This window comes from Pseudobutyrivibrio sp., from assembly GCF_015057185.1.
In the GTDB taxonomy this organism is placed as follows: domain Bacteria; phylum Bacillota; class Clostridia; order Lachnospirales; family Lachnospiraceae; genus Pseudobutyrivibrio.
Window position 1 is genome coordinate 1 of the sequence record NZ_SVEV01000056.1, and the last position, 9996, is coordinate 9996.

The 9996-nt window shown below is 34.6% G+C and carries 14 protein-coding genes; 12 read left to right on the forward strand and 2 right to left on the reverse strand.

Annotated elements, in window-relative coordinates; translation table 11 throughout:
• The first annotated feature begins 203 nt into the window (after positions 1 to 203).
• The 6 genes from E7276_RS14820 to E7276_RS14845 all read left to right on the forward strand — a co-directional run bounded on the left by E7276_RS14820 (position 204) and on the right by E7276_RS14845 (position 4692).
• Complete coding sequence (locus E7276_RS14820; protein WP_294219300.1) at positions 204 to 752, forward strand: DUF3990 domain-containing protein; 549 nt, start codon at positions 204 to 206, stop codon at positions 750 to 752.
• 100 nt (positions 753 to 852) lie between these two features.
• Complete coding sequence (locus E7276_RS14825) at positions 853 to 1689, forward strand: Cof-type HAD-IIB family hydrolase (protein WP_294219303.1); 837 nt, start codon at positions 853 to 855, stop codon at positions 1687 to 1689.
• Positions 1690 to 1710: 21 nt separating this feature from the next.
• Entirely contained in the window at positions 1711 to 2511 is an 801-nt protein-coding gene (locus E7276_RS14830; protein ID WP_294219306.1) for a PilZ domain-containing protein, read from the forward strand.
• Between the two features lie 22 nt (positions 2512 to 2533).
• Positions 2534 to 3409 carry a LysR family transcriptional regulator gene (locus E7276_RS14835; protein ID WP_294219310.1) on the forward strand — a complete coding sequence of 292 codons (876 nt, stop codon included), beginning with the start codon at positions 2534 to 2536 and terminating at the stop codon, positions 3407 to 3409.
• Positions 3410 to 3513: 104 nt separating this feature from the next.
• Positions 3514 to 4458, forward strand: a complete 945-nt coding sequence (locus E7276_RS14840) for an NmrA family NAD(P)-binding protein (RefSeq protein ID WP_294219313.1) — start codon at positions 3514 to 3516, stop codon at positions 4456 to 4458.
• Positions 4459 to 4560: 102 nt separating this feature from the next.
• Positions 4561 to 4692 carry a hypothetical protein gene (locus E7276_RS14845; RefSeq protein WP_294219316.1) on the forward strand — a complete coding sequence of 44 codons (132 nt, stop codon included), beginning with the start codon at positions 4561 to 4563 and terminating at the stop codon, positions 4690 to 4692.
• A 66-nt stretch (positions 4693 to 4758) separates the two neighbouring features.
• Here E7276_RS14845 and E7276_RS14850 read toward each other — a convergent pair whose 3' ends face one another.
• Entirely contained in the window at positions 4759 to 5406 is a 648-nt protein-coding gene (locus E7276_RS14850) for a DUF4867 family protein (RefSeq protein WP_294219319.1), read from the reverse strand.
• Between the two features lie 213 nt (positions 5407 to 5619).
• Between E7276_RS14850 and E7276_RS14855 the strand changes: the two genes are divergently transcribed.
• From E7276_RS14855 to E7276_RS14875, 5 genes are all read left to right on the forward strand, one after another.
• Positions 5620 to 6219: a 5' nucleotidase, NT5C type gene (locus E7276_RS14855; protein WP_294219321.1), complete on the forward strand. Its 600-nt coding sequence runs from the start codon at positions 5620 to 5622 to the stop codon at positions 6217 to 6219.
• On the forward strand, positions 6213 to 6626 hold the full coding sequence (locus tag E7276_RS14860; protein WP_294219324.1) for a DUF1284 domain-containing protein: 414 nt from the start codon (positions 6213 to 6215) through the stop codon (positions 6624 to 6626). Before E7276_RS14855 ends, E7276_RS14860 begins: the two co-directional genes overlap by 7 nt.
• A gap of 75 nt (positions 6627 to 6701) precedes the next feature.
• The gene (locus E7276_RS14865; protein WP_294219325.1) at positions 6702 to 7004 is read left to right on the forward strand and encodes a Dabb family protein; all 303 of its coding nucleotides are present in this window, start codon (positions 6702 to 6704) and stop codon (positions 7002 to 7004) included.
• Positions 7005 to 7120: 116 nt separating this feature from the next.
• On the forward strand, positions 7121 to 7708 hold the full coding sequence (locus E7276_RS14870) for a hypothetical protein (RefSeq protein ID WP_294219328.1): 588 nt from the start codon (positions 7121 to 7123) through the stop codon (positions 7706 to 7708).
• A 27-nt stretch (positions 7709 to 7735) separates the two neighbouring features.
• Positions 7736 to 8362 (forward strand): flavodoxin family protein, encoded by a 627-nt coding sequence (locus E7276_RS14875; protein ID WP_294219330.1) that lies wholly within the window; start codon positions 7736 to 7738, stop codon positions 8360 to 8362.
• Positions 8363 to 8385: 23 nt separating this feature from the next.
• Here E7276_RS14875 and E7276_RS14880 read toward each other — a convergent pair whose 3' ends face one another.
• Entirely contained in the window at positions 8386 to 9042 is a 657-nt protein-coding gene (locus E7276_RS14880; protein WP_294219333.1) for a Crp/Fnr family transcriptional regulator, read from the reverse strand.
• A 110-nt stretch (positions 9043 to 9152) separates the two neighbouring features.
• Here E7276_RS14880 and E7276_RS14885 point away from each other — a divergent pair, with 110 nt between their 5' ends.
• Positions 9153 to 9893 carry an ATP-binding protein gene (locus E7276_RS14885; RefSeq protein ID WP_294219334.1) on the forward strand — a complete coding sequence of 247 codons (741 nt, stop codon included), beginning with the start codon at positions 9153 to 9155 and terminating at the stop codon, positions 9891 to 9893.
• Positions 9894 to 9996: the final 103 nt, after the last annotated feature.

The following is a 9996-nucleotide window of genomic DNA, read 5'->3' on the forward strand; positions in this document are numbered from 1 at the left end:
CGCATTCAGCTGATGAATACTAATAGATCGAAGGTTTATTCTAAAAAAAGATGTTTAGCGAATTCGGACTACTAAGTTTTACTGTGTGAAGTTTTGAGGTTGCTATAATAGCATAGTTCTAAACTTAAAATATTCAAAGCGAGCAGAATGCTTGCTTTTTTTTTATAATTATTTATAGTGAATAAAAAAGTGGGAGGGAACCTATGTTACTATTTCATGCAAGCCTAAATATAATTCAAGATCCTGATTTACATTATGGGCGCAAAAATGCAGATTTTGGCCAGGGTTTTTATATGACTCCTGACAAAGAATTCGCTTACAGATGGGCTCGCGAAACTGTAGATAATAAATGTATTGTTAATATATACAGTCTTGATACTGAGAATCTCAAGGTTAAAAATTTTACAAGAGACGAAGAGTGGTTTAATTATATTTATAAGAACAGACATGGAAAGCAAGATAATTTAGATGCAGATGTAATAATTGGACCAATAGCAAATGATATTATTTATGATACTTTAGGAATTACGACAAGTGGTTTCTTAAACGAAACTGAAGCCATGCAACTTCTGATGATTGGACCGGAATATGTTCAAGTTGTTATTAAAAGTGAAAAAGCAAAAGGTAACTTGAAATGGTTATCTAGTGAAGAATTAAGCTCTGATGTAGTAAAAAAATACAGTGAATTAAAGAAAATTGAACAAAATAAATTTCAAGAGCTGTTTGCAAAGGAATTAGATAAAATGTCTTAAAGTGAATCAGTAGGAATATTATGGTTTTAGACAACATTTATTTTTCTTGTTATAATAAAACAGTTAAGAAAACAAAATAGTAATATGTAAGGAACTAGTAATGGAACAAAAGGTAATATTTTTTGATATAGATGGTACTTTGATTGATTTCGGAGGTGAATTTCCAGAGAGTGCTAAGGAAGCACTACAAAAAGCAAAAGATAATGGACATAAAATTTTTATCTGTTCAGGAAGAAGCAAATGTCAGATAGAAAAAAGATTACTGGATTTTGGATTTGACGGATATGTATGCGCAGCAGGCGCATATGTTGAGTATGAAGGTAACGTTATATTTGAACATCATCTTACAAGCACACAGCTCGATAAGCTTTTTAGTTTTTTCAATGAAAATAATATTATTTATATGCTTCAATGCACCGATAGGGTTATTTCCACAAGAGCTTGTTTTGAGGAGATGTTTGATAATTTCAAAAAACGCATGAAAGGCGATATGCCAAAGAATATTTCAAAAATATTTGAATCACAAGAGATAGATGATAATATTGCCGCTAATACTGCGCAATATAAAAATGCTGAAAAAGTCTGCTATTATAAGGCAGGGTTTACATATGATAAAGTAAATGAATTAATAGGTTCAGAATTTGATGTTACTGCAATGAGTTTTAAGAGTGAAAGAGATGCATCAGGTGAAATTACTGTTGCTGGAGTCACAAAAGCTCTTGGTATGAGAAAATTAATCGAGTTCCTTGGCAAGACTAGAGAGGAAACAGTAGCTTTCGGTGACGGACCAAATGATTTTGAAATGCTAGAATATGCCGGAATTGGTGTAGCTATGGGTAATGCTTCTGATGATTTAAAGGCTATAGCTAATATTATTACTACTAATATAGGTGATAACGGCATTTTCAATGGATTGAAAAAATTAGGGTTAATATAATATCTATAGATATTTTGCAGTATGATTGATAGAAACAGCGATAAATTATTAATAAATAGAGTTACAAAAGAATTTACTTTATCTGTTATAGCTTTAGTTGAAAAGCAAGAAATAGAATTACCAGTTGAATATGCTAACATTTCTGATGTAGAAAAAGAAGAAATAAGAAGTCGTTTTGGTAGCGATGTTATTCCTTTAGAGAACGTTATAAAAGTATGGGAAGAGAGATTATTGGCGGCTTCATTTAAGGGAAAACTCACTTCTCTAAGATTGATTGCGGTTAATACGGAATCAGTTTTTGGGTGGGAGAATGTCAAAATATATAAAACAAAACTGTCTAATGGCAAAGTTATTAATATTCTAAGAAGCGCTAATGTAGTTGGACGTAAGATTAATCGTCGTAAAGGTGTTAGAATTGCCATGAACAGAACCATGCTACTGCAACAAGATGGCAAGTTTCACAATATTGTGGTTAAGGATCTATCATATTGTGGAATGGGATTTGTTCTGCAGGGTACATGTACTGTAAAATCTGGTGAACCTTTTACTCTATTCCTTACGGAGAATAAGGCAGATGGTGAAAAAGTTGTAGGTAAGTTTATAGGCAAGGTAGTTAATACACGTGAACTTGAAGATGGTGATACATTTTGCGGATGCATACTTTCATCTGAGCATGCAGCTTTTTTACAAAGGTTTATTGCAAGAAAACAAATGGAAGAACTCAGAGGAAGAAGATTTGGTTTTGAGAGCAATCAGATTGTTCCTACAGATAGTTTAAAAGAACAATATATCGACTCTTTATTAGATAGCTTGAATTCGTAAGCTATTGTTCTGAGGAGAAAATATGCATATAGAAAAATTAAAGTATTATATTGACTTATATGAATGCCGCAATTTTACAGAAACAGCAAAGAAAAATTTCATATCTCAAGCTGCCTTAAGTCAGTTTATAAGTTCTCTTGAAAATCAGTTTAGACTACAGTTTTTTGATAGATCAGTGAATCCAATCGAGCCGACTGAAGCCGGTGCGTTATTCTATGATGAATGCAAGAATTTATATCGGCAGTACGAAAAGACGGTAACAAAAATGAATCAAATGAGAGATGATGTGTTGCCGCCTTTAAAAATTGCTTATTCTTCAACTGCCGATATACAAGCATTATTACCAATTATTCCCATTTTTAAAAGCAAATATCCGCATGCGGAATTACAACTAAATAAGATAAAATTAAAAGATACAGATGACTATTTAGAAAGAGATTTATGTGATGTAGCCATATCTTTTTCAGCTGAATTCGTAGAGAGTCCATCTATCAAGTACAAGATACTTCAACAAGGTAAATATAGAGCTATGATAGGGAAGGGACATCCATTATTTGAACATGATAGTATAACTACTGAGGAGTTATATAAGTATCCACTTATAATGCTAAGTGAAAAAGTGATTGGAAATCTCTATGAAAAAATGGTTGATAGGGCTAAACTGGATGGGTTTGAGCCCATCATTGAAAAGACCGTAGATGATTTGGAGACTGAGATGTTTTCAATTATCACAGAAGGGTATATTGGCTTTGCGCCAGAAAGCCAAAGCTTAGCTGAATACGGTGATGCTATTAGACTAATCCCAATAGTTGATAGTAGCCACAAATATATTATTGCGGCAGGATATTCCAAAGCAAATAAAAATCCTACTTTAGAGGCTTTTTTAAATATAATTTGATTTACTTATGACCCATTGATTTTTTGGATTGGACGATTGATAAAAATTTAACTATTATGGAGTTATCAAATAAGCGGTAGGCTGTTTGGCCAAAAGGAGGAAACATGGGTAAATTATTATTAACAGGTGTTGATGGAAACCTTGGATCAGAGGCTGCAAGAGTACTTCTTACTTTAGCCAACAAAGAGGATTTAATATTTGTTGGATATAGCCAAGAAGCACTTGATTTGTTCAAAGCACAGGGGGTAGAGACTCGTCAGGCAAATTTCAATAACTATGAAGGCCTTGAGGAAGCATTTGCTGGCGCTGAGAGACTTGCTCTTATCTCTATGCCATTCGTTGGTGCTAAGAGACAGAATGCACATAAGAACGTTGTAGATGCTGCAAAGGCTGCTGGCGTTAAGCAGATTATTTACACATCTCTAGTAAACGCAGGCGATGAGACAAATCCTTCAGTTGAGAAGAAGGATCATATTTATACAGAGGATTATGTTAAGTCTGTTGGTCTTGATTACATTTTCCTTCGTAATTCACAGTATGCTGAGGCAATGATTACAAATTACTTCACATATGTTAAAGGCGATGGAGTTCTTAAGAATAGCCAGGGTGATGGTTTAATGGCATATATTTCGCGTAAGGATTGCGCAAAGGCTGTTGCATACGCTCTTTACAGAGGAGCTGAATATGATCATGCGACTTTAGATATTAATGGATCAGAGCTTATGACTATCACTCAGTTTATCGAGATTGGTAACAAAGCTACTGGTAATAATATTTCATACAAAGAACTTACTGATGAAGAGAACTATCAGGTATTTGATGCAATGGGAGTACCAAGAACAACTGATGGTGTATTTAAGAAGGGTTCAGAGGCTCCATTCTCTTCAGATGGAATGGTAACTTTTGCTCAGGCAATTAGAGAAGGCAAGATGGCAGTTAAGACTGATGATTTCCAGAAGCTTACAGGTTCTGAGCCAATGACAGTCCAGTATATGTTTGAGCATAGCGATGAATTCCAGATTGGTGAGAGACACTCAAAGGATGCATAAATTTGATTGCTAATAAACTTTAATTGCTGTGACACTAGTGTGATAATACAAGTGCTAATATTCCTTCAGAGTTAAAAAATAAACCTATGGAGGAGAGGAAAAATGGTTGTAGGACAAATTATTAGATGTAGCACAGTGGAGGAAGTTATTAGAAGAGCATTCGAATTAAAAGATCAGGGGATTTTCACAGAGTTTATTTCAAACTGTGCATTGAAAGTCGTAGCTGTAGCATAAAATGTAAGTCCAGGAGCATTGCTCCTGGACTTTTGCTATATATGTATAAATTAGTAAATATGTTTTTTATGAAGGCAAAGAACCGATAATATCGATGTTTTCTCCGGTTATTCCAACCCATGCTCCATTGTGAGCTTCAGAAGATTCTGAGTGTGCAAGTAACCACTTATTAGTAGCAGTAAGTAATTTATCTTCTTGGTTTCCTGCAGTAAAGTTTGGCATGCCTACATTTGTGCCCTTTGGCAAACCAACTAATACTTGGAAACCAGCATCTTTGCGTGTTTGGCAAGGTGCATAGTGTAATGCGGTAGCATAAACTTCAATCATTACTCCCTTTGGAACAAAAAATGCTTTTACCTTGCTAGAATTGATTTTGAAATCAACAATTTCTTCGCGTTTTGCAAGTAAAAGAATGAAATCTGTTGCACCGAGATTGATTTCGCTTGAACGATGATATTCAAGGCAATTGAGCTTAGTATTATGGCCATTGCACCATCCAAACTGCATTGGAGATCCACCAAAAAGAGAATTGGATATTTTCTGGGATGCCGATAGATTTTGAAGTTCCTTCTCTTCAGCAACATAATCTGTTCCCTCAGGAATAGGAGTCTTTGCACTAAGAGCTTCTACAATCTGCTGCTTTTCTTCTTCATAACCTTCAATTATTCTTCCGTAGTTCGTAAATTCAGGATCTGTTACTTTTAATAATTCCATTATATTCTCCTCCTAAGTAAAAACTATCTATATAGAATTATACTGTTAGTTTTTAGTTTAGTTGTATCAATTATTAGCTAAAACGCGGTGAAAAATTGCGCTAATAACGTGTCTTGTTTTGCCTGGAAAACTCTTGATTATTTTTATATCGCTATAAGCTAAAAACTGATAAAATTATCTTTTAGGGAAATAATCAGAAAGAGGATATTATCGATGAGATTTTATGTAGATTTTGATGATTGCTTATGTGAAACTGCAAAATCATTTACAGAGATTGCCAAGAGGCTTTTTGGAAAGGAGGTCCCATATGAGGATGTTCGTTTCTTTAATTTGCAGAAAGCATTTGATTTAACAGATGATGAGTATACTGAGCTCATGGTTGAAGGCCATAAATCTGAAATTCTTCTTTCATATGAGGAGACACCAGGAGCATCTAGAGTTCTAAATAAATTAATTGATAACGGCCATGAAGTATTTATAATTACTGGGCGCCCATATAACACATATGAACAATCTAGAAAATGGCTTGATGAACACGGTCTCGATAGAGTAAAGCTGTTCTTTCTTAATAAATATGGGAGAGATTTTTTTATTTCTGATAGCAGTTATAATTTGGAGTTAGAAGATTTTTATAAGATGACATTTGATTATGCAATTGAAGATTCGCCAATGGCATTTAAGTATTTTAATCATTTACCAGATTTGAAAATAATGGTTTTTGATAGACCATGGAATAGAGAATGTGAGTTTCCTAACGAGCAATATAAAAGATGTATTGGATGGGATTGGATAGAGAAGGAGATAATATGCTAAACTTGCGCCCACATCATTTATTGTGCATTCAGAAATATACAGGCCACGGGTATAGTGAGGCCTTCACCAGGCATATGAATAATATTGTAACAAAGGTTTCAAAAGGGGAATCAGTAGTTTTGCATGAAGGGTGTGACGATGTTTGCTCGGCATGTCCCAATAATAATGATGGGAAATGCGGCTCATTGGACAAAGTAAAAACTATGGACGAGTCTGTACTTCGTATATGCGGATTGTCTTATAATGACATGGATGACTGGAATACCTTTGCAAAAAGAGCAAAGAATAAAATCTTTGAAACAGATGAATTTAGGAATGTTTGTGGTTCGTGTCAATGGTTTGAACTTTGTGAATTAACTAGACTTGAGAATCAAATGCCTACTATAGTAGGAAAAAATAAAGTGTAACGAGAATATGGAAGAAAATAGTTAAAAGTGTTAAACTATTAGCCATTAGAGAAAGAAATCGGAGAGTAATACATAATGGTTAAGCACATAATTATATGGAAGCTACAGGACAAGTGTTTTGGGCCCAATCTTGAGACAATCAAGGCAAATATGAAGACTAGATTGGAGGACCTCAATGGTAAGATACCAGGGGTTCAAAATATTGAGGTATATACAGATTGTCTCAGTTCATCAAATGGAGATGTGGCCATGGAAGCTATTTTTGATAACGAAGAAGCCGTAAAAGAATATAAAAAAAATGAGCTTCGTTTAGAGGCAACAAAAGATGTTGTAGTACCTTTTGTGGATACAACCACACACGTAGAATTTGAAATATAAAAACAACCCAGCTGCTAATAGCTGGGTTGTTTTAGTTTATAAATATTTAAGATTTATTTTATTGAAGAGGTAAAATTTCTTGGCTATACTATATTTCTAGAAATGAGATTAGTAATATGAAGATAGTAGTTAGTGAAAAAACAAGAGAAACAATAAATAAAGAGTATAATCGTTTTATGGCAGATCCTAATAATTTGGCTCGCTTAAAGATGAAGCTTACTTTTAATCAGAGAATATTTATAGAATCTTTGCAGGAAGCATATGAAAGTCAGTCGGGACATTTAAATGCTGAGGATAAGCTACTTTTATTGCAAGAGGCAATTCTTACATTCAATGCTAGACCAGAGTTAGTACCAAATGCACCAATAGAATTATTGAAACGGAACATTACTTTTAAGGATTCACCAGATGATTTTGAACAGCTTATAGTCCTTATGAAGATATGGCGAAATTCTCTAAGACGTTCAAAACGTCCAATTAATCGTTTAGGATTATTCTTTGCTCGTTGGACCAAAGGAATTTTGTATACATCCTTTGTTGTTACACTTACCGCTACATTTACATCTATGCTCACTGCAGCAATGAGATATATTGTATATAATCAGCTTGACTCAAGACATATAAGTATTGCCATTGTGGCAGGTTTTGTGTCAATAGCAGCGGGTAAAGGTATTTATTATAGAATTCTTTCAGAACAATTGTAGTAGTGAGAATGTAAAAGGGGTGAATGTATGGCAAAAGTATTGTTATTAAACGGGAGTGCAAAATCTAATGGATGTACTGCAACAGCTTTACAGGAGATGGTTAAAATATTTTCAGAAGAAGGAATCGATACTGAAATCATTAATATCGGAAATAAAGATATTAGAGGCTGTATTGCATGTGGAAAATGTAGTGAGCTTGGGAAATGCGTTTTCGATGATTTAGTAAACGAAGTAGCTCCAAAATTTGAGGATGCAGATGGTTTAGTTGTTGGAAGCCCAGTATATTATGCTTCTCCCAACGGTACAGTTCTTTCTTTCCTTGATAGATTGTTTTATAGCACCTCATTTTCAAAGCATTTAAAAGTCGGTGCTGCAGTAGTTAGCGCTCGTCGTGGAGGTAATACAGCTACTTTTGACGTTTTGAATAAATACTTCTCAATAAGTGGAATGCCTATTGCAACAAGTACTTATTGGAATCAAGTACATGGGTTTACAGCTGAAGATGTAAAGAAGGACTTAGAAGGCCTTCAAACAATGAGAAACCTTGCACGTAATATGTCTTTCATGATAAAGGCATTTGCTGATGCTAAAGAAAAATATGGCATACCAACTGTTGAAAGCGCTGCCTTTACAAGCTTTCCTGATGGTAAATAATTTATGAATCGAGCTCTTTTGTATTAGGTAAGAATTGCGAAATGATTTTTGTGAACGGAGATTAATCCATCATTTTGCATTTTGCCTAATTCCTTTGAGAGGGCAGTTCTCTCGATATTTAAGTAATCAGCTAATTGTTGGCGGTCAAATGGAATGTCAAATTCCTGACTGCCTTTTTTTAATGCAATAGAATTAAGATATGACATTACTCGAGCCCTGATGGTTTTTGGCGCAGTATGAAAACTTCTGCCTGAGAGAGCAAGGTTTTTTCTAGATGATATAGTTAGTAGACTAGAGATAAATTTTACCTTCCAGGTTTCGTTAATACTTGTGGCTTGTTTAATAGAAGATAGATCCATGAAAAGAACTTCACAATCTTCATTAGCGATAACATCGACAAGCATAGGTTCATCTAAAAGATAGGCATATGTTTCTGCAAAGAATTGGCCCATTGCCACGTGGCTTAATATTGTCCTGTTTCCCCATATATCATTACTTTCAATTCTTACACTGCCTAAAAGTACAAATCCCATATTAATAGTCTTAGAACCCGCAGAAAGAATAGTAGAATTCTTCTTATATTTTTTCTTTTTAAATGCAAGTCCAATCTTAGCAAGTTCAAATTCTTCAGTTGTCATTTTATTAAATAAAATATTTTGTGTTATCTGGTTGCCATTCATAATACACCTCCAAAGAAATTTGAAATGTGGTTATAACCACATACTATTTATGCTAACAATACTATACTGTTTCCATAAACGCAAGAAATGATTAAAGAAAGAGGTAGCATATGATAAGACAAATTATTCATATTGATGAAGAAAAATGTAATGGTTGCGGCATCTGCGCATCAGCGTGCCACGAAGGCGCAATCGACATAATAGATGGAAAAGCAAAATTGGTACGAGAAAACTTTTGCGATGGATTTGGAGATTGTTTGCCAGGATGCCCAACGGGGGCAATAACCTTTGAAGAACGAGAGGCACCAGCATATGATGAGGCTGCAGTAAAAGCTAGTCAGATAAAGAAGCAGGAGGAGACGAAAATGACATCTAATAATGAAATGATTCATACTGGAGGTTGTCCTGGCTCAAGATATATGAGCCTTGAAAACAAAGATGATAGTACAGCTGAAGTAGACGGACTTGTTAAAGTATCTCGTCCTGTATCTAGACTAATGCAATGGCCTTGCCAAATTAAGCTGTTGCCTACTCGAGCCCCATTTTATGATGGAGCAAAGCTTTTAATAGCAGCAGATTGTTCAGCATATGCATATGCAAATATGCATGAAGACTTTATGAAAGGGAAAATTACACTAATAGGCTGTCCTAAGTTAGATGATATCGATTACTCTGAAAAACTAACAGAGATTATTAGAGACAACAATATTAAGAGTGTTACTGTCGTTAGAATGGAAGTGCCTTGCTGTGGAGGTTTACAACATGCTGCCGAGATGGCTCTAAAAAATAGTGGAAAGTTTATCCCTTGGCAAGTAATTACAATTTCAAGGGATGGACAAATTCTAGAATAATTAATATCTATACCGGATGAGGACATAGGAGCTGTTAAAAAACTCCCCTAAAAGGTAAGGATTCAGCCACCATCCTAACGGATGGGCACTGAATCCTTTTTAT

Coding starts and splice junctions, on each gene's coding strand:
- E7276_RS14820 (WP_294219300.1), top strand. CDS start 204: ATGTTACTATTTCATGCAAGCCTAAATATAATTCAAGATCCTGATTTA.
- E7276_RS14825 (WP_294219303.1), top strand. CDS start 853: ATGGAACAAAAGGTAATATTTTTTGATATAGATGGTACTTTGATTGAT.
- E7276_RS14830 (WP_294219306.1), top strand. CDS start 1,711: ATGATTGATAGAAACAGCGATAAATTATTAATAAATAGAGTTACAAAA.
- E7276_RS14835 (WP_294219310.1), top strand. CDS start 2,534: ATGCATATAGAAAAATTAAAGTATTATATTGACTTATATGAATGCCGC.
- E7276_RS14840 (WP_294219313.1), top strand. CDS start 3,514: ATGGGTAAATTATTATTAACAGGTGTTGATGGAAACCTTGGATCAGAG.
- E7276_RS14845 (WP_294219316.1), top strand. CDS start 4,561: ATGGTTGTAGGACAAATTATTAGATGTAGCACAGTGGAGGAAGTTATT.
- E7276_RS14850 (WP_294219319.1), bottom strand. CDS start 5,406: ATGGAATTATTAAAAGTAACAGATCCTGAATTTACGAACTACGGAAGA.
- E7276_RS14855 (WP_294219321.1), top strand. CDS start 5,620: ATGAGATTTTATGTAGATTTTGATGATTGCTTATGTGAAACTGCAAAA.
- E7276_RS14860 (WP_294219324.1), top strand. CDS start 6,213: ATGCTAAACTTGCGCCCACATCATTTATTGTGCATTCAGAAATATACA.
- E7276_RS14865 (WP_294219325.1), top strand. CDS start 6,702: ATGGTTAAGCACATAATTATATGGAAGCTACAGGACAAGTGTTTTGGG.
- E7276_RS14870 (WP_294219328.1), top strand. CDS start 7,121: ATGAAGATAGTAGTTAGTGAAAAAACAAGAGAAACAATAAATAAAGAG.
- E7276_RS14875 (WP_294219330.1), top strand. CDS start 7,736: ATGGCAAAAGTATTGTTATTAAACGGGAGTGCAAAATCTAATGGATGT.
- E7276_RS14880 (WP_294219333.1), bottom strand. CDS start 9,042: ATGAATGGCAACCAGATAACACAAAATATTTTATTTAATAAAATGACA.
- E7276_RS14885 (WP_294219334.1), top strand. CDS start 9,153: ATGATAAGACAAATTATTCATATTGATGAAGAAAAATGTAATGGTTGC.